18 protein-coding genes and 1 pseudogene are annotated in these 17036 nt (G+C 68.9%); 8 read left to right on the plus strand and 11 right to left on the minus strand.

Annotation, left to right across the window (positions count from 1 at the left end; genetic code table 11):
- Positions 1–317: 317 nt before the first annotated feature.
- Complete coding sequence (locus WMF14_RS12275; protein WP_437804192.1) at positions 318–1058, minus strand: transposase; 741 nt, start codon at positions 1056–1058, stop codon at positions 318–320.
- Between WMF14_RS12275 and WMF14_RS12280 the strand changes: the two genes are divergently transcribed.
- Together WMF14_RS12280 and WMF14_RS12285 are read left to right on the plus strand one after the other, a co-directional pair.
- On the plus strand, positions 1022–1159 hold the full coding sequence (locus WMF14_RS12280; protein ID WP_272103049.1) for a hypothetical protein: 138 nt from the start codon (positions 1022–1024) through the stop codon (positions 1157–1159). The two genes, WMF14_RS12275 and WMF14_RS12280, sit on opposite strands and share 37 nt — an antisense overlap.
- Positions 1160–1575: 416 nt before the next feature.
- Positions 1576–4608 (plus strand): glycoside hydrolase family 3 protein, encoded by a 3033-nt coding sequence (locus tag WMF14_RS12285; RefSeq protein WP_437801077.1) that lies wholly within the window; start codon positions 1576–1578, stop codon positions 4606–4608.
- A 527-nt stretch (positions 4609–5135) separates the two neighbouring features.
- Here WMF14_RS12285 and WMF14_RS12290 read toward each other — a convergent pair.
- Positions 5136–5291 (minus strand): hypothetical protein, encoded by a 156-nt coding sequence (locus WMF14_RS12290; RefSeq protein ID WP_437801079.1) that lies wholly within the window; start codon positions 5289–5291, stop codon positions 5136–5138.
- A gap of 453 nt (positions 5292–5744) precedes the next feature.
- A complete protein-coding gene (locus WMF14_RS12295; protein ID WP_437801081.1) occupies positions 5745–6056 on the minus strand; it encodes a hypothetical protein in 312 nt (103 codons plus the stop codon).
- A 519-nt stretch (positions 6057–6575) separates the two neighbouring features.
- Between WMF14_RS12295 and tnpA the strand changes: the two genes are divergently transcribed.
- The 3 genes from tnpA (at position 6576) to WMF14_RS12310 (ending at position 9506) form a co-directional block, all read left to right on the plus strand.
- On the plus strand, positions 6576–6914 hold the full coding sequence (gene tnpA / locus WMF14_RS12300) for an IS66 family insertion sequence element accessory protein TnpA (protein ID WP_272101983.1): 339 nt from the start codon (positions 6576–6578) through the stop codon (positions 6912–6914).
- Between the two features lie 244 nt (positions 6915–7158).
- Positions 7159–7560, plus strand: a complete 402-nt coding sequence (locus WMF14_RS12305) for a hypothetical protein (protein ID WP_437804193.1) — start codon at positions 7159–7161, stop codon at positions 7558–7560.
- Positions 7561–8306: 746 nt separating this feature from the next.
- Positions 8307–9506, plus strand: coding sequence for a poly(ethylene terephthalate) hydrolase family protein (locus WMF14_RS12310; protein WP_437801083.1), 1200 nt, complete (start codon positions 8307–8309; stop codon positions 9504–9506).
- Between the two features lie 25 nt (positions 9507–9531).
- Here the strand turns inward: WMF14_RS12310 and WMF14_RS12315 are convergent, their stop codons facing one another.
- The 7 genes and pseudogenes from WMF14_RS12315 to WMF14_RS12345 all read right to left on the minus strand — a co-directional run bounded on the left by WMF14_RS12315 (position 9532) and on the right by WMF14_RS12345 (position 12797).
- Positions 9532–9768, minus strand: a complete 237-nt coding sequence (locus tag WMF14_RS12315; protein ID WP_437801085.1) for a hypothetical protein — start codon at positions 9766–9768, stop codon at positions 9532–9534.
- A complete protein-coding gene (locus WMF14_RS12320; protein WP_437804195.1) occupies positions 9765–10490 on the minus strand; it encodes a transposase in 726 nt (241 codons plus the stop codon). The genes WMF14_RS12315 and WMF14_RS12320 overlap by 4 nt, the downstream gene beginning before the upstream one ends.
- Positions 10403–10807, minus strand: a pseudogene (locus WMF14_RS12325) (transposase); the annotation flags it as partial. The gene WMF14_RS12320 and the pseudogene WMF14_RS12325, both read right to left, overlap by 88 nt.
- Complete coding sequence (locus tag WMF14_RS12330) at positions 10783–11100, minus strand: hypothetical protein (RefSeq protein WP_437801086.1); 318 nt, start codon at positions 11098–11100, stop codon at positions 10783–10785. The pseudogene WMF14_RS12325 and the gene WMF14_RS12330, both read right to left, overlap by 25 nt.
- Positions 11101–11483: 383 nt before the next feature.
- Entirely contained in the window at positions 11484–11663 is a 180-nt protein-coding gene (locus WMF14_RS12335) for a hypothetical protein (protein ID WP_437801088.1), read from the minus strand.
- Between the two features lie 329 nt (positions 11664–11992).
- The gene (locus WMF14_RS12340) at positions 11993–12214 is read right to left on the minus strand and encodes a hypothetical protein (RefSeq protein WP_437801090.1); all 222 of its coding nucleotides are present in this window, start codon (positions 12212–12214) and stop codon (positions 11993–11995) included.
- A gap of 82 nt (positions 12215–12296) precedes the next feature.
- Entirely contained in the window at positions 12297–12797 is a 501-nt protein-coding gene (locus WMF14_RS12345) for an SgcJ/EcaC family oxidoreductase (RefSeq protein ID WP_437801092.1), read from the minus strand.
- 105 nt (positions 12798–12902) lie between these two features.
- Here WMF14_RS12345 and WMF14_RS12350 point away from each other — a divergent pair, with 105 nt between their 5' ends.
- Both WMF14_RS12350 and WMF14_RS12355 read left to right on the plus strand, forming a co-directional pair.
- On the plus strand, positions 12903–13484 hold the full coding sequence (locus tag WMF14_RS12350; RefSeq protein ID WP_437801094.1) for a MarR family winged helix-turn-helix transcriptional regulator: 582 nt from the start codon (positions 12903–12905) through the stop codon (positions 13482–13484).
- A 642-nt stretch (positions 13485–14126) separates the two neighbouring features.
- Positions 14127–14582: a GNAT family N-acetyltransferase gene (locus WMF14_RS12355; RefSeq protein ID WP_437801096.1), complete on the plus strand. Its 456-nt coding sequence runs from the start codon at positions 14127–14129 to the stop codon at positions 14580–14582.
- Between the two features lie 975 nt (positions 14583–15557).
- Here the strand turns inward: WMF14_RS12355 and WMF14_RS12360 are convergent.
- Positions 15558–16115 (minus strand): dihydrofolate reductase family protein, encoded by a 558-nt coding sequence (locus WMF14_RS12360; protein ID WP_437801098.1) that lies wholly within the window; start codon positions 16113–16115, stop codon positions 15558–15560.
- 364 nt (positions 16116–16479) lie between these two features.
- Here WMF14_RS12360 and WMF14_RS12365 point away from each other — a divergent pair, with 364 nt between their 5' ends.
- On the plus strand, positions 16480–17028 hold the full coding sequence (locus WMF14_RS12365; RefSeq protein WP_437801100.1) for a TetR/AcrR family transcriptional regulator: 549 nt from the start codon (positions 16480–16482) through the stop codon (positions 17026–17028).
- Positions 17029–17036 lie beyond the last annotated feature (8 nt).

The raw sequence follows: 17036 nt of genomic DNA on the forward strand, positions 1-17036 counted from the left end.
GAACAGAGGCCGACGGGCCGAGGCCAGTCGGTAGGGGCGAACATGAGTTCGGCCAGTGACAAACAGCGTGACACCGCGATGGTGCCATTGTCTCCGGGCGCGTAGGTAAAAGAAGCCGGATCGCAGCGCGAAGCAGTGTAGCGCAGCAAACCGAAAGGGTGGGACCGCGAGCGTCGTGATGGCTCGGTCCTGGGCCGAAAGAGCGTGGTCCGGGCGGCGCCGAGCGCGCTACGGGGCGCATCGGCGTGCCGTGGGCCCATGTGTCCGTCCGGGCGTTGGTCTGGCCCGGGAGGCGCGTCGCGAGACGCTATGCGGCGTCACCGAGCGCCTTGCGGCGCACAACGGTGCTTTTCCAGTACGGTGGCCGCTGCGTCGGCGCTGGGAGAGCGTGCTGGAACATCGGTCAGCTCGCCGAGCGCGGAGAGGAAGCGGGCGATGTTCCTTGGCTTGGTCACCATGGCGACGAGCTTCATCCGCCCCTTGCAAGCTGGGCACTCGAGGACGTCGATCGCAAATGTGCGGCGCAGGAGCTCGGCGCGGTTTATCGACCGCTCGATAGCCGCCACGCTTGCGTTTCGAAGCGGCGCCTTCGTCCGCCTTCGTAGGCTCTTGTGGCTTAGCAGGGCGCGGTCCGATGCGATTGCGCGCCAACGTGGGCGACTTGCCGAGGCGAGCACGCCCGCGTACTTGACGGTGTGAAAGCGCGGCGGCGGGACGCTGGCTGCGAGGCGACACAAGAGCGAGAGTGGATCCATATCCACCGCGACAGTCCCGTCAGCGAAGGCGCGCTTGAGCGAGAGCCGCACCAGGCCGTCCTGCTGCGGCTCGACGCGCTCCTTTGCGATCGGGGGTCGCAGCACGTAACGCAGCAGCGCCTCCCTCGCAGCGGCATGGTGCGCACCGGCGCGCGTCGCTGCGTGCAAGGTGAAGCCATCGAGCGCAGCGCACAGCGGCTTGTCGTACGCGAGCGCGCTCGGACAATACGACGAGAGCCCGCGGAGCCATTGCGGGGCGACGACGTGTGGCGCGGCTCTCGTCCCGAGACGGCGGAGGCACAGAGCGCGGCCTCGGGCTCGTCGTCCTCCTCGACGTCGTGCTCGATCTCGAGATGCCCGTGCCGCCGGAGGTAACGGAGCATCCGCCCGACGGCGTGCTCTAGGACTTGACCGACCTCGCCCGTTCGCAGGTGACCGAGTTCGTTCCACACGAGCTCGGTGCCGTCTTCGTGATAAGCCCCGTCGAGGAAGACCACGTGCAGGCTCACCGAGGTGGAACCGCCGCTCGCCGCGCCGGAGGAAGCGTCCTGCTCGGGGTCGGCGCAGGCGGCGTCGAGCAGCGCAAAGGCGAGCAGCGCGCCCGCGATCGTCCAATGTTGCGACATGGCGTTCTTCCTTGCTGCCTTGGTGGCTGGAGGAGGATCGAGGATACCGAAAGCCTGGTCCGCCGAGAAGCGATAAATCGTGGTCTGCGTGTAGGTGTGGCGTGAGCGATGGCCGACAGAGGTCCTGATAGAAGCAGACTGCGGGACTATTAATTTGACGCCCCACTGCGCCGGGACCATGCTCCGGCGCTGGTATGAAGCATTGTAACCAATACGGTAGATGGCTGCTGGTCGCAGCCCTGACCATCCCTGTTCCCGCCTGCGGGGACGACTCCACGGATCCCCCGGCTGACGCGACAGGGTCGGGCGGCTCCGGCGCAGGCTCCACCACCGGCACCGCCGGTGGCGGCGGCGACGGCGGCTCCGGCGCGGGCTCCACCACCGGCACCGCCGGCGGCGGCGGCGAGGGCGGCTCTGGCGCGGGCTCCACCACCGGCACCGCCGGCGGCGGCGGCGAGGGCGGCTCCGGCGCGGGCTCCACCTCCGGCACCGCCGGCGGCGGCGGCGAGGGCGGCTCCGGCGCAGGCTCCACCACCGGCACCGGCGGTAGCGGCGGCGCGGGCGGCTCCGGCGCAGGCACCACCACCGGCACCGGCGGCAGCGGCGGCGCGGGCGGCTCCGGCGCCGGCTCCACGGGCACCGCCGGCGGCGGCGGCGAAGGCGGCTCCGGCGCCGGCTCCACCACCGGCACCGCCGGTGGCGGCGGCGCGGGCGGCGAGAGCGCGTCGGTCGAATGGCCGACGGTGACGAGCGAGATCGCGCTCGACCCGGAGATCGAGGACGCCATCGCCGAGCTGCTCGCGCAGATGAGCGTGGCGCAGAAGGTCGGCCAGATGGTCCAGCCCGAGATCCTGGCGATCACGCCGGACCAGGTCCGGGAGTACCACATCGGCTCGGTGCTGAACGGCGGCGGCTCCTGGCCGGGCCGCTCCAAGCACGCGACGATGGCCGACTGGGTCGACCTCGCGGACGCCTATTACGCGGCCTCCATCGACACGAGCGGCGCGCCCGGCGAGCACCTCGGCATCCCCGTCATCTGGGGCGTGGACGCGGTGCACGGCCACAACAACGTGATCGGCGCGACGCTGTTCCCGCAGAACATCGGGCTCGGCGCCATGAACGATCCCGATCTCATCGAGGAGATCGGCGCCATCACCGCCGCCGAGGTCGCCGTCACCGGGCTCGACTGGGCCTTCGCCCCCACGCTCGCCGTGGTGCGGGACGATCGGTGGGGCCGCTCCTACGAGGGCTACTCCGAGGATCCGGAGATCGTGAGGAGCTACGCGGGCCGGATGATCCGGGGCCTGCAGGGCCGGCCGGCGGACAGCGCGGACCTGTTCAACGGCGCGCACGTGGTCGCGACCGCCAAGCACTTCATGGGCGACGGCGGGACCGAGCAGGGCAAGGACCAGGGCAACACCGTCTGCTCCGAGGAGGCTCTGCGCGACATCCACGCCCAGGGCTACCTCTCCGCGCTCGCGGCGGGCGCGCAGACCGTGATGGCGTCGTTCAGCAGCTGGAACGGCGACAAGATGCACGGCAATCAGTACCTGCTCACCGACATCCTCAAGGGCCAGCTCGGCTTCACCGGCTTCGTCGTCGGCGACTGGAACGGGCACGGCCAGCTCCCGGGTTGTAACAACACGCGGTGCGCCGCGGCGATCAACGCCGGGGTGGACATGATCATGGTGCCCAACGACTGGATGGCGTTCATCGAGAACACCATCGCCCAGGCGGAGAGCGGCGAGATCCCGATGGCCCGCATCGACGACGCGGTGACCCGGATCCTGCGCGTGAAGATGCGGGCCGGCCTCCTCGGCCCCAGGGCGAGCAAGGGCGCCCCGTCGACCCGGTCGGTCGCCGGCGACGCCGCGCTCCTCGCCGCGCCGGAGCACCGGGCCGTGGCGCGCGAGGCCGTGCGCAAGTCGCTCGTCCTGCTCAAGAACAAGGGCGATGTCCTGCCGCTCAGCAAGTCGATGAACGTCCTCGTGGCCGGCAAGACCGCAAACAACATCCAGAACCAGTCCGGCGGCTGGACGCTGACCTGGCAGGGCACCGGCAACACCAACGCCGATTTCCCGAACGCGCAGTCCATCTACGCCGGCATCGAGGAGACGATCACGGCCGCCGGGCTGAGCGGCGCTGCGACCCTGAGCCCCGACGGCACCGCCGCGGCCGACACCTTCGACGCCGCGATCGTGGTCATCGGCGAGACGCCCTACGCCGAGGGCCAGGGCGATATAGGCAAGTTCGAGACGCTCGAGCACGCGAACCTCTACCCCGAGGACCTCGCCGTCATCGAGACCATCCGCGCCCAGGCGCCGAGTGTGCCCATCGTCACGGTGTTCGTGTCGGGCCGCCCGCTCCACACCAACAAGGAGCTCAACCGGTCAGACGCGTTCGTGGCGGCCTGGCTGCCGGGCAGCGAGGGCGGCGGCGTCGCCGACGTGCTCTTCGGCGATCACGAGTTCCAGGGCAAGCTGTCGTTCTCGTGGCCCTCGGCCGACTGCCAGACGTCCATCAACAGGGGAGACGGCGAGGAGCCGCTCTTCGCGTATGGCTATGGCCTCGTGACCACCGACGCCGACGCGCTCGGCGACGATCTGCCCGAGGTCTCCACGGGCCACGGCTGCGATGCCCCGGACCCGGGGGCGGCCGGCACCACGAGCGAGCCGCTCGAGATCTTCGTGGATGGCGAGGACAAGGGCGACTACGTGCTGCGCATCGGCGGCCCCTCGAACTGGGGCGGCATCGACGTGGGCATGGGGGCCACCCTGCCCGGCGGCGAGGTCAGCGTGAGCACGATCGACGGCGAGATCCAGGGCAGCGCCAAGCAGGTGACCTGGAGCGCGACGGGCCAGATCTACGCGCAGGTTTCGGCGGGCGCGCCCGGGGTCGATCTGTCGCCTTACTACAACTCGGAGACCTCGATCGTCTTCCGGGCGCGCGTCGATGCTCCGCCCGAGGGCCCGCTGGTCACGCTGTCAGCCCACTGCGTGTATCCCTGCCTCGGCGACATCAACATCGCCAATACGCTGACCTCCATCGCGGACGGGGAGTGGCACGAGGTCTCCGTCCCGCTGAAGTGCCTGACGGACAACGGGCTCGACATCACCAACGTCAACACGCCCTTCCTCCTCTACTCGGAGTCGCCGATGGACGTGGCGATCGAGGACGTCCGCTGGGAGCCCTTCACCGCCGGCCCCACCCCCACCTGCACGTTCTGATCCTCTAGAGCGGCGGGCCCCCGCTTCGGATACGGGCCCACCTCGACGTTTTCGGTGCTCAGCTCCCTTTCGTGCGCTTCCGCGCCGAAAACACCGATCTGGGCCCGTCTCCTGTGCGGGTGACCGCCGCTCTGTTTCTCATGTACCGGACGCGGCTGAGCACCGCTCCCGGGCGCCTTTCGGGCGCCCCGCTTCACCCCTGGAGCGCCGGCCGGGCCGCCGCCGCGCGTGCCGGGCGCCTCCCGCGGCCGGCGTCGCTGCCGCGCGCCGCCGCCGCTCGGGTGGTGTACCCGGCGATGCGCGCGTAGCGCGTAGGTAAAAGAAGCCGGATCGCAGCGCGAAGCAGTGTAGCGCGGCAGAGCGAAAGGGTGGGACCGCGGGCGTCGTGATGGCTCGGTCCTGGGCCGAAAGAGCGTGGTCCGGGCGGCGCCGAGCGCGCTACGGGGCGCATCGACGTGCCGTGGGCCCATGTGTCCGTCCGGGCGTTGGTCTGGCCCGGGAGGCGCGTCGCGAGACGCTATGCGGCGTCACCGGGCGCCTTGCGGCGCAGAACGGTGCTTTTCCAGTACGGTGGCCGCCGCGTAGACGCTGGGAGAGCGAGCTGGGACGTCGGTCGGCTCGCCGAGCGCGGAGAGGAAGCGGGCGATGTTCCTTGGCTTGGTCACCATGGCGACGAGCTTCATCCGCCCCTTGCAAGCTGGGCACTCGAGGACGTCGATCCTGCGAACGTAAAGCCGAAAACCGGCCGGAGAGCGGGATCGCGTGCTCGATAGCGACGTGGTTGGGCCACGCGGGTGTGGTGGCGGTGGCTGCATCGCCGCTCCCAGCGTGGTCTCTCCTGGGCGGCAATGAATCGGCTCCTGAAGCGCTACCCGCTTCTGAAGCCGACCGCCGTCCGAATCGTGTAGCGAAGCCGTGTTTCGAAGAGCCGGATGCGGGAAATCTGCACGTCCGGATCCGTGGGGGCCCCGGGAAGGCGACGACCCGGGGCTACCCGACCGCTATACGACGGTCTGGTTCGGCAGCAAGGTGAGCGGCGAATCGCTCCTGCAGCCGCCGGGGACGCCCTGACTGAACTGCAATGGGAACAGGTTGCGCCAGGATGAATGCCGAAATCCTACCCGAGCAGAGGATCATCATGCTGGCAATTCTGGACTGTAGGAAGAGCTGACGGTCACGGCGCTGCCCGAGACTGTGAAATTGATTTCTTTTGGTGTATCGGTGTGCGATTTCCAGGAGTCTGTTGAGTAATTGTATTCCGCTCTGAGGTAAACTGTGTCATTGACGCCAAATTGGATGGTCGCGTCTCCGCTTAGAGAAATGGTATAGGTCTTGCGTATCGAGCCAACTGTGACACTCTTGTTGATGACGTTTTCCGAGTAAATCGACCATTCCTGTTCTTTCTGCTTCGAGGTGTTGTAGATAAACAAGGTCTTGTTGCGTGCCATTGCGAGCCCTCCCCTGTGATCTCTACTCAGTGCTGTGTGCGATCGGTCGTGGTGCGCGAAGTGCTATATAAAGCGGTGGCTCTTCGTCCACCAGGGCGCAGGTGCGCCTGCAGATGCGCCACGCACGATTTAGGGAGGTTTTCCGACGCAGCCGGCAAGACTCCCGAAGGTTGACGTTCCCTGGAGTCTCGAAGCGAACCCTGTCGCGTGAACTGCTCAATTTTTGCAATTTTTTTTGCAAAGAGAAATCTCGAGTAGACGAGCGCGAGGTTCTGGAATCGCGCGAAGCGGGAGTGTGAATGTCACGGGTCTGCAAGAGTACTGGTCGCGCGTGTGCTCGGTGGTATGCAGCACGGCGTCGCGTTCGATGCGATCGACAATAGTGTCGTTTCTTGCGAAGCTCCCGAGCTCGCGCAGCGGCTCGCCGACGGTCTTTCCGCTGTAACCGCCCAGCCAAGGGCATCGTGACCGTCCGCGCGGCGCCGGTTACCTGTTCCCATCGCGACGAAGGAGGAAGCGATGGCGACGAGAGTGGAGTGGGCCGAGCGGGTGGGGCGATGGGAGCGGAGCGGGCTGAGTGCCGAGAAGTTCGCGCGCCGCGAGGGGTACAAGCCCAAGCAGCTCTATTGGTGGCGCTGGAAGCTGCGGGCTGACGGGCGCTCGCAGCCCTCGCCGTCGTCGTCGACCGAGCCGCCGCGGTTCCTGCCGGTGCACGTAGTGATCGACGCATCGCCGGTCGCGGCCGAGCCGATCGAGATCGCGCTGCCCAACGGGCGGGTGGTTCGCGTTCGGCCGGGCTTCGACCCGGCCACGCTCGAGCGGGTGCTGGCGCTGGCGGCCGAGGAGTCGCCGTGCTGACGCTGCCGCCGTCGGTGCGCGTCTACGTCGCGGCCGAGCCTACCACGGCAAGCCTATGTCCCCGGCCGGCTCGACGTCAGGATGGGCTCCACCGAACGCGTATAGCCTACCGACCTGCGCAAGAGCTTTGATGGCCTGTCGGTGCTGGTCGCGCAGCGCTTTGGAGCCGACCCGCTCTGCGGACATCTGTTCGTGTTCAGGAATCGGCGAGGCGGTGACCGTCGTGCAACGCACGTCCGGCGACATGCGGCTCAATCCGCATCTGCACGTGGTCTTCCTCGACGGGGCTTATCACGAAGACGGCACCGAGCTGGTGTGGAACGAACTCGGTCACCTGCGAACGGGCGAGGTCGGTCAGGTCATAGAGCACGCCGTCGGGCGGATGCTCCGTTACCTCCGGCGGCACGGGTATCTCGAGATCGAGCACGACGTCGAGGAGGACGACGAGCCCGAGGCAGCGCTCTGTGCCTCCGCCGTCTCGGGACGAGAGCCGCGCCACACGTCGTCGCACCGCAATGGCTCCGCGGGCCCTCGCCGTCCTCCTTCTCCGTCCCATCCCTGCCTCCTGGTGCCGTCGGGGGTGTCCACGGAAGCGGGGGAGGACCAGAGCGAGGCGCTCGGGACGTGGCGGTTGGGGCGCTGCTGACGATGGTGCATGGCGCGGTCGAGCGCGAGCGGGTGTCGACTGCGCTGGGCGCTGTACTGCCGTGGGCTGATGTTGGATTCGTGTCGGAGGGGATCTCGGTCCGGCATCTTGATCGGCTGCTGGATGGGCTCCTTCTGGCGACGTCGCCTCGCGTCGAATGGGCGAAGCTTTTGCGGCGGACTTACGCAGTAGATGTTCTCGCGTGCCCGCGATGCAGCGGGCGGATGCGACTCATGGCCGCGATCACGGACAAGGCGACGGCGAGGAAGATCTTGAGCCACCTCGGTCTGTTCGCCGAGCCGCTGGAGTGCCGCGCGCGGTACCCGGCGGACCCCGCGTGACGAAACTGAAAGGGAGGGACGCTGCTCGACGACGTGGCCGGGGGGAGGTCTGCCCTGAGGTGCGTGCGCCGGCCATCACGACGCGCCGCGAACCGCGACGGCGGCCGTTTGGACGAGCTCAGCAGTGTACAGCTATACGGTAGGATGCCTTCCGCTTGGTGCCAGTAGTGTACAGCTATACGGTAGGATGCCTTCCGCTTGGTGCGACGTCGCGGTAATCGCAGGCGTTTCACGAGTGGAAGGCCTGTCTGATCGCATAAGGCCCGTTCTGTCGATAAGCTCGTACAGTCGGACTGCACGAGCCAGGAACGGCTCCGAGAATCTTGACTTTGCGGAACGCGTTTGCTTGTCCTATCCGCCAAAGCGCTTGACGACGCTGAGCGGCTGGGCGAGGACAGAGTCACCATGAGGCGTTGGCTACTGGCTTTGGGCGTGTGCGTTTCCACCGCGGCGTGTGGTAACGGATCGAATGGGGACGCTGCCGCGAGCGGGGGCGCGGTTGGCACGGACAGCGGTGGGACGGGCAGCGAGGGCACGGCCTCCGGTGGTGCGACGGGCTCTGGGGGAACGGCCGAAAGCGGCAGCGCATCCAGCGGCGGCGCATCCAGTGGTGGGGCTGGCGGCTCGGGGTCGGGCGGCTCGAGTGGGGCCACGGGTGGCGCGGCTTCGGGCGGGCAACCGGGCAGCGGCGGCCAAGGAAATGCCGGAAGCGGCGGCACGACCGGTAGCGGCGGCTCGGTCAGTAGCTGCGTCGGCGACCCGTTCCCCACGGCCGATCCTACCAAGACGGGCCCCTTCTCGGTCACCGCAGACAAGAACGTCGGCCCCCTCGCCGGCGTCATTCCCGATCCGATCTATGGGGACGAGCAACAGCGCTTCCACGTGTACCGCCCGAGCAATATCGCAACCAGCGGCCACTGCCATCCGATCCTGATCTGGGCCAATGGCTTCCGGGACAATCCGGAGCAGAACCCGCCGAAATGCGTCGTCAACGCCGGCAGCAATCAGTGGTGCGGACAATACGGACCGATCGTCAACCATCTCGCGTCCCACGGTTTCGTCGTGGTGGCTTCTCTCAGCACCGCGACCGCCGAAGGCGATCCTCTTCCCACGACCGCGGGCCTCGATTGGATCTTGGAACAAGCCGAGGATGCGAGCAGCCCGTACTATCACGCCCTCGACACCACGAAGATCGGCCAGCTTGGCCATTCCTATGGGGGCATGTCGACTTGCAAGACGGCCTCCGATCCCCGTTTCTCGGCCCTCGGCACGATTTGCGGCACCACTGCCCTCAAGGGAGTGCACACCCCCATGTTGTTCTTCTGCGGAGGGAAGGACTCCACGGTGAAATGCAGCGGGGTCCACGATGTCTTCAAGACGGTCACCGATCAGCCCGCGTTTTTCCTCAACGAGCTCAACGCGGATCACGGTAGCTGGGTCTATCAGGGCGCAAATGGCGTGTCCCTGTCGTCGGCCGCGGCCTGGTTCCGCGTTCATCTGATGGATGACACAGCGAACAGGAACTTCTTCTACGGCGACAACTGCAAGTTCTGCACCGATGGCCGCGTGCAAGCAGAGCAGAACGCCCTGATGAAGGTCCCCTGAGCGACGGGGCCGATCTGGCTAGGCTTCACTGACTCACGAACGTCGTCACGCTCATGGCTTCGAGGGCCATCGGGAGCGTGGCGTCCGTTACGGTGACGGGAGTTCCTTCGGCCCAGTTCTTCGAAGCGGCGGTCACGAAGGGGACCATCGCGCTTGGCGCGGTGCCGCCTGCGAAGGCGAGGGGAACGGTCTGGGCGGAGGTTGTCTCGTTGATGGCGACGACGACGACTTTGCCGCTGTCGTTTGTGTAGGCGAGCTTCATCCGCCCCTTGCAAGCTGGGCACTCGAGGACATCGATCGCAAATGTGCGGCGCAAGATCTCGGCCCACGGTCGATAGCCGCCACGCTTGCGTTTCGGAGCGGCGTCATCGTCCGCCTTCGTAGGCTCTTGTGGCTTCGCAGGGCGCGGTCCGATGCGCTTGCGCGCCAACGTGGGCGACTTGCCGAGGCGAGCACGCCAGCGTACTTGACGGTGTGAAAGCGCGGCGGCGGAACGCTGGCTGCGAGGCGGCACAAGAGCGAGAGCGGATCCATGTCCACAAGGGCAGTCCCGTCAGCGAAGGCGCGCTTGAGCGAGAGCCGCACCAGGCCGTCCTGCTGCGGCTCGACGCGCTCGTTTGCGATCGGGGGTCGCAGCACGTAACGCAGCAGCGCCTCCCTCGCCGCGGCATGGTGCGCACCGGCGCGCGTCGCTGCGTGCGAGGTGAAGCCATCGAGCGCAGCGCACAGCGGCTTGTCGTACGCGAGCGCGCTCGGAGAGGACGGCGAGAGCCCGCGGAGCCATTGCGGGGCGATGACGTGTGGCGCGGCTCTCGTCCCGAGACGGCGGAGGCACAGAGCGCTGCCTCGGGCTCGTCGTCCTCCTCGACGTCGTGCTCGATCTCGACATGCCCGTGCCGCCGGAGGTAATGGAGCATCCGCCCGACGGCGTGCTCTAGGACCTGACCGACCTCGCCCGTTCGCAGGTGACCGAGTTCGTTCCACACGAGCTCGGTGCCGTCTTCGTGATAAGCCCCGTCGAGGAAGACCACGTGCAGATGCGGATTGAGCCGCATGTCGCCGGACGTGCGTTGCACGACGGTCACCGCGCCGCTCTTGACCGCGCCGCACGCGCCTCGGCGCGCGGCGCGCTCTTCGCAGAACCGCTCCACGCTCTCGACGAAGATGCGGGTCAGCACGCCGAACAACGCCCCGTCCTGGGCGAGCCTGCGCCGCCACGGAAACGGAAACGTCAACACCCACGGACGGTGCGCCACCTGGGGCAGGACGTCCTCGATCAGGTTCGCCGCCGTGGCACACATGCGTCGGCCCAGACACGACGGGCAGAAGCCGCGTCCTTTACAGCTGAAGGCACCAGCCGACTCTCTTCGCAGCGCTCGCACCGGAGCCGCGCGAACCCGCGGCAGAGCAGCCCGCAGTCGAGGTAGGCTTCGAGCTCCTTCTTCGCGTGCTTGGGTATCCGGACGGCGATGGCGCCGTCGTCGATCGCCCCGTACAGCGTCTCCACGTTGTCGCGCACGATCTCGTAGAGCGTCGTCTTCTCGGGACGACGGCGCTCGTAGACGACGCCCGTGGTGTGAGCCGCGCTGGCCACACGGCGCCGACACCGCACGCCGCACGCCACGCGGTGAGGGCGCGTTTTCGCCGCGAATTTCGATAACCGGCCGGGCTATCGCCCATGGCGGCGCCAGGGCGGAGCGGCGGGCCGGGGGGCGGCGGGCCGCGACGCTCGCTGCCGCGGCGGCGGAGGCGCTCGCCGAGCACCCGGCTCGCGCTCGATATGTCGGCGCGCGAGAACGCAGAGCGCGAGCGCGCAGCGTTGCAGGAGGAGATCATCCGGGTGCAGCAGAGCCGGCTAGCGGAGCCGCCGATGATCCCGATCACCGCGCAGGTCAGAGCCCGCGGGCACTGGCGAGCGGCAAGGCTCCGGCAGCGAGTCGACGCGAGCGGCGGGCTCGACGTTCGGCCCAAGCTTGCTCACAGCTCCGGTGCCACCGGCAGCCCGAGCAGCTGACCGATCGCCTCGTGCACGACCCGGGCTGCCTCCGCGTCCCCGAGGGCGACGGCTCGGCTCAGGGTGCCGGCGAGCGACGCAACGACGGCGGCTCGAGGCGATGGATCGACCGTCGCGAGCTCTCCGGGCCCAGGGCTCGGCAATTGGGCCCGGGTTGGGCCCATGCCTCCCGAGGGGGTGCGATCCGTCGTCACGCTCTCCCCAAATCCCCGGGGAAGCGACGGATCGCGACGGTTCGCCCCCGCGGAATCGTCCCGCCAGAGAAACCGGTCGATGACGAGCGGTCGCCGGAAACAGCAGCGATTTTCATGGTTTCCGCCTGTTTCGCCGCCGAGGGCGGCTCCGGTGTGGCCCAACGCGGCGCCCTCCGCCGCCGCGTCGTCAAAGGGCGTCGCGCTCCGCGGAGAGGAGGAGCCGCTGAGCGCGAGGGGAAAGCAGGTGCAGGGGCAGGGAAGGTCGCATAGGCGGTCTGTCAGCGGAACACGGGCACGTTCTGGATTGTGAACACCTGGGCGATGTTGGGCATGGCCTGCGCGGTGGCCTGCGGCGTCATGACCTGGTTCGACAATCCCATGTTGTTCAGGGGCGGACCGCAGAAGTCGCACGGTGCCTTGTAGCTCCCCGAGGTCGGGCCGCCCTTTTTCATGGGTACGACGGCGACGACCTCCTGTTGGATCCGGTTCAACATGGTCACGTCGCCGGGGTTCGGCTGCTTCGCGAGCCAATTGCGATAATCGGTGAGCGCCGTCGGGGCCGAGAGCGGCCGCTCCGGGCGCTCAGGCCGCGAGGGCCGCGGGGTGGCGACGTCGCCAGAAGGCGAGGCGAACGCGCAGCACGGCCGCGAAGAGGCGCATGGACAGGCTGTCGGACGGGGGCAGGGGCCGCACCCGCGTGTTCTGAAACGCCGCCACCTGCCAGCGCCCGTCGTCGCCCCGCACCACCACCGTCATCTGCCGCGACCGCCGGCTTGCGGGCGCCGTCTTCTGCCAGGGCCACAGCAGCGCGCCGGTGCTGACGACCACGGCCGCGTTGGGACTGAGGAAGCGCACGCTCTCGATCTCGGAGACCAGGCGGGTGCCGGCGAGCACGCCGGCGAAGAGCTCCTCGTGCACCCGGCGGTTCGCCTCGCGGCCGCGCAGCCACGAGCCGTCGAACGTCACGTAGTCGGAGTCGGGCGTGTAAAACGCGTCGACGGCGCTCGCGCCCTCGCGCGCCCACGCCTCGCTCAGGGCCTTGAACATGCGCCGGATGGCCGCCTCGTCGGTCAAACGATCCATGGAAGATCTCCTTGTTGGTAACTATGTTAGTAAGTAAGATAATCAGGCAGGCTTGTCAAGCCGGCGGCGGCTCGGGTAGAGTGCGGGCGGTCGAGGCGAGAGGCGATGGCCGCGAAACGGACAAGCGCGAAGGCGGTGAGCGAGCTGGTCGACACCCTGGGCGACCGGCTGGGCCGCGAACTGAGCACGCAGTCGGTGCTCTTTCACCAGGCGATCGCCGAGCGGCTGGGGCTGAAGGGCACCGACCACAAGTACCTCGACGTCATCCAGCGCGCGGCGGAGGCGGGCCCGGTCACGCCGGGCGACCTGGTGCAGCTCACGGGGCTGACCTCGGGAGGGGTGACGGGGGTGCTCGACCGGCTCGAGGCGGCTGGGTTCGTGCGCCGCGTGAAGCACCCGAGCGACCGGCGGCAGCTGGTGATCGAGCCGGTGCCCGAGCGCTACGCCGAGCTCGGCGCGCTCTTCGCACGGTTCCGCGAGCGCTGGACGGCGCTCTGCTCGCGCTACTCGCTCGCCGAGCTGCGGCTCATCTGCGACTTCTTCGAGCAGGCGATCGCGCTGATGGCCGAGGAGATCGCCCGGATGCAGCGCCCGGGCGGGCCCGAAGCTGCCCCGGCGAGCGCCGCGCCTGCCGTCGGTGCACCGACCGCCAAGGGCACCAGGGCGCGCCCGCGCCGCACCTCCTGAAGAGCGCTCCAAAGCGGAGCGCCCCTCCGCCGCCGCTCACGCTGCCGTGCAGGCACCGCGCGCAGCGCGGATCCAGGCCGCCGCAGGCGCCCGCGCAGCGGGGCGAAGCACCTGGAGGCGCGCGAGCACGGTGCCACGCTCGCCAGGTGACGGCGGAGCTTCTCCGACCTGTCCGGTTGCGCGGCCACGATCGGCAGGTGCGGGAACCAGCAGGATCGACCTTGCGGACGCCACGTTCCTATGATGCCTAGCCCCAACTTCACCGCGCGCCTTCCGATCAGCCGGTGAGCAGGGTCCCAGCCGGTCCGCATCCCTCGAGAAAGGTGATCAGGATGCGCGAGAGGCCCCTCCATCTTCATGGCGACGCTCAGCAGGCATGGTCGCGGGCTCGACGTCGGCGGCGGCGTCCTTGTCGATGGCGGCAGCGGCGCTTGGATCGGCCTCATGGTTCCCCTCCTGGTCATCGGTCGAACCATGGCCGGGTGCTGCGGGAGCGCAGCGGAAACCGAGGTCGTCGAGCAGGCCGCGGAGATCTATCAACGCTCGAACATTTGGCCGAGCGGCGCCGAAGCGCATCCGCGCGCATGCGGGGCGCGCCGCCGTCCCCGGCGCGCCCGGTCGGCTCGCCTGCCTGAGGTCCCCGTGATCCGGGCCGCTCGCCCCGAGGAGGCTGAGCTCCTCGGCGCGCCCGCCCTCCGTTCCAAGGCGCACTGGGGCTACACGCGCAAGTTCATGGAGGCGTGCCGCGCGGAGCTCTCGATCTCGCCGGCGTACGTGGCGCGGCATCCGACCTTCGTCCTGGTGCGTGTAGACGAGGCGCTCGGGTTCTACACGCTCGAGGCCCTGAGCCCGACCCGGGTGGAGCTCGGCCACCTCTTCGTCGAGCCGGAGGAGATCGGGCCCGGTCATGGCCGCGCGCTCCTGGCGCACGCGCGCGACGAGGCGCGGCGACGCGGGTACCGCGTCCTCGTGATCCAGGGTGATCCGAACGCCGGGCGGTTCTACGAGGCCTGCGGCGCGCGGCGCGTGGGCGAGAAGGGCTCTGCCAGCATCCCTGGCCGGCTGCTCCCGCTCTTCGAGCTCGACCTGTCGCGCTGACGCGCCGCCGCTCGCGCTGGCCGAGCCTCCACGATATCGGCAACGTGAATCGATCTCCGGATCCTGTTCGTCCTCGATGGCGTGTCGTACTGAATGTTCGGTCGGCCCGGGGCTTGGTCTCCGTGAACACGGAGAGCAGGCGTCGGAGACGCGGCGACCCAAGGGCTCAGCTCGTTCACTCGATCGGGCGCGAACAGCTGTCCTGTGCCCCATCGGCCGCCATCTCCGACAGTGCCAGCCAAGGCCAAGACAGTTCGGTTTCCGCGGATCTCCGCACCTGTCCTATCCGGGCGCCTCGTCAATGCGGCTTGCTACCGTCGGCGCGACCTTTCTCTCCCCTCCGGTGCTGGCACCAGGCCGAGCAGCCGACCGATCGCCTCGTGAACGATCCGCGCCGTCGAAGCAGGCCCAGCTGGCTGCCGCGGTGCCGGTGGTTGGGGATCGCGCCGGCTTGATCGAGATCCAGTCCGCGCCAGCGGACGCGCGGTTCGAGCTGGAGCTCGGCCGGGACCGTTGCCTCCGAGTGCCATCGAGGCGACGGAATCGACCTTATCGGATCTGAACGCTAGGGTCTGGATGCGGCCGAAGGCCGCTGGCCGCCAGTTTCCTCGAGTCGCCCGCCGCCCTCGACTGGCGCGAGCACGGCGCCGGCCTGTGCCTTGAGGAGGCGTTCTACCGCTTCTGCGAGTACGTCGGCCTGGGCAACCCGGCGGTGCGGCCGGACGAGTGGCTCACCGCCCAGCTGCGCGCCCTCGCGCTCTGTCCCGAGCCGGCCTTCGTGGTGCCCGCCGAGGTGCGCCGCGCGCCGCGCGGCTGGTTCGCCATTCGCCGGCGACCCGCCGATCCTGTACGCCGCGCTCGCCGGCCGCGCCATCCGCGGCGCGATCACCCCGAACATCGCCGCGGTGCTGCGCGGCGAGAAGGCTCTCGACGACGCGCTGGCCCGCGAGCTGGGCGCGATGGGGCTCCTCTGCGTCAGCGCGCGCGCCGGTAGTGCATCGCCACCGCGCCGCAGCGGAGCGGCTTGGCCGAGACCAGATCGAGCCGCCGCGTGGCGGGCAGCCCGCTCTGGTACAGGGTCGGGCCGTGGCCGGCGACCTTGGGGTGGACGAGGAACTTGTACTCGTCGATGAGATCCAGCTGATCCAGCTCGGTCGCGAGCTTGCCGCTGCCGAGGAGCACGCCGGCCGGGGTCGCGTCCTTGAGCTTCTGCACGCCCAGGCGCAGATCGCCGGCGATGGGGTGGCTGTTGGTCCACGGGAAGTCCTTGCGCGTGGACGACACCACGTACTTCGGCTTGGTCTCCAGCTTGACCGCCCACTCGCGCAGCGCCGGAGGCGCCTCCTCGTCGCCGCGGGCGACCGCCGGCCAGTAGCTCTCCATCATCTCGTAGGTGACGCGGCCCCACAGCATCGCGCCGCTCTCGTCCATGAGGCGGGTGAAGAAGGCGTGCGTCTCGTCGTCGACGATCCCCTCCTGGTGGTCGACGCAGCCGTCCAGGGTGACGTTGATGGCGAAGGTCAGCAGTCCCATGCGGCGAGTCTCCTTCGGAACGAGGCATCGGTCAATGTTGCGGTAGTGCCGTGCGCACCGCGAGGCTCTCGGCTTTGTCGTCTCGCAAGACTCTCGAGTCCGTGGTGTCGAAAAGCACGTCGTGATGGCTCGGTCCTGGGTCGAAAGAGCGTGGTCCGGGCGCCGCCACGCATCGCCCAGGCCCTGGCGAGCATCGCGGCCAAGTAGGTCGCCCTCATCGCCCAGGGTCAATCCACGTAAACGCCGTCGCATAGCGCACATCGACGGCCGAGAGCGTCGCCCGCGCGGTCTCGTTCAGCGCGCAGTCGGGCTGCCTCCGGGTCGCGAGGAGCTGCCAGAGGCTAGCTGTGCTAGCCTGACGGCGATGGCCGACGTCAAGGATAAGTTGCTCGCCGTAGCGTACCGGGTACTCGAGAGCGAAGGCCCAGCAGCGCTCACGACGCGGCGGGTGTGCGAGGAGGCCGGCGTGACGATGCCGACCCTCTACCACCACTTCGGCAGCCGGGACGGGCTCGTGGCTGCGGTCCACGCCGTCGCGCTCGAGAAGTTCATGGCGAAGAAACGGGCGCTCACGCCGACAGACGACCCCGTCGCGGATCTCCGCATGGGCTGCGAGCACGTGCTCGAATTCGTGCAGGCCCACCCCTCCGTCACGGCCGCGTTGATGGCGCGCGGCATCGAGCAGCCGTCGATATTCGAGCCGAGCTACGCCCTGATGCGGCACCGCCTCGAGCGTTGCGCCAGGGCGGGCGCCCTGCGCGTGCCGATCGAGCGCGCTGCCGAGCACGTCTGGGCCGTCGTCCAGGGCCTCGCGCTGAGCATCGTCGCCAGCCCTTCCGGCGCACCACCGAGCCGCGCCACCTCGGCGGGGGCGCTCGACGCGGTGTTCCAAGCGATCGCCGACCAATTGTAGCGACGCTA

The organism is Sorangium sp. So ce693 (assembly GCF_051521375.1).
GTDB classification, from domain to species: domain Bacteria; phylum Myxococcota_A; class Polyangia; order Polyangiales; family Polyangiaceae; genus Sorangium; species Sorangium atrum.

Coding starts and splice junctions, on each gene's coding strand:
- WMF14_RS12285 (WP_437801077.1), top strand. CDS start 1,576: ATGAAGCATTGTAACCAATACGGTAGATGGCTGCTGGTCGCAGCCCTG.
- WMF14_RS12290 (WP_437801079.1), bottom strand. CDS start 5,291: ATGAAGCTCGTCGCCATGGTGACCAAGCCAAGGAACATCGCCCGCTTC.
- WMF14_RS12295 (WP_437801081.1), bottom strand. CDS start 6,056: ATGGCACGCAACAAGACCTTGTTTATCTACAACACCTCGAAGCAGAAA.
- tnpA (WP_272101983.1), top strand. CDS start 6,576: ATGGCGACGAGAGTGGAGTGGGCCGAGCGGGTGGGGCGATGGGAGCGG.
- WMF14_RS12305 (WP_437804193.1), top strand. CDS start 7,159: ATGCGGCTCAATCCGCATCTGCACGTGGTCTTCCTCGACGGGGCTTAT.
- WMF14_RS12310 (WP_437801083.1), top strand. CDS start 8,307: ATGAGGCGTTGGCTACTGGCTTTGGGCGTGTGCGTTTCCACCGCGGCG.
- WMF14_RS12315 (WP_437801085.1), bottom strand. CDS start 9,768: ATGAAGCTCGCCTACACAAACGACAGCGGCAAAGTCGTCGTCGTCGCC.
- WMF14_RS12345 (WP_437801092.1), bottom strand. CDS start 12,797: ATGGATCGTTTGACCGACGAGGCGGCCATCCGGCGCATGTTCAAGGCC.
- WMF14_RS12350 (WP_437801094.1), top strand. CDS start 12,903: ATGGCCGCGAAACGGACAAGCGCGAAGGCGGTGAGCGAGCTGGTCGAC.
- WMF14_RS12360 (WP_437801098.1), bottom strand. CDS start 16,115: ATGGGACTGCTGACCTTCGCCATCAACGTCACCCTGGACGGCTGCGTC.
- WMF14_RS12365 (WP_437801100.1), top strand. CDS start 16,480: ATGGCCGACGTCAAGGATAAGTTGCTCGCCGTAGCGTACCGGGTACTC.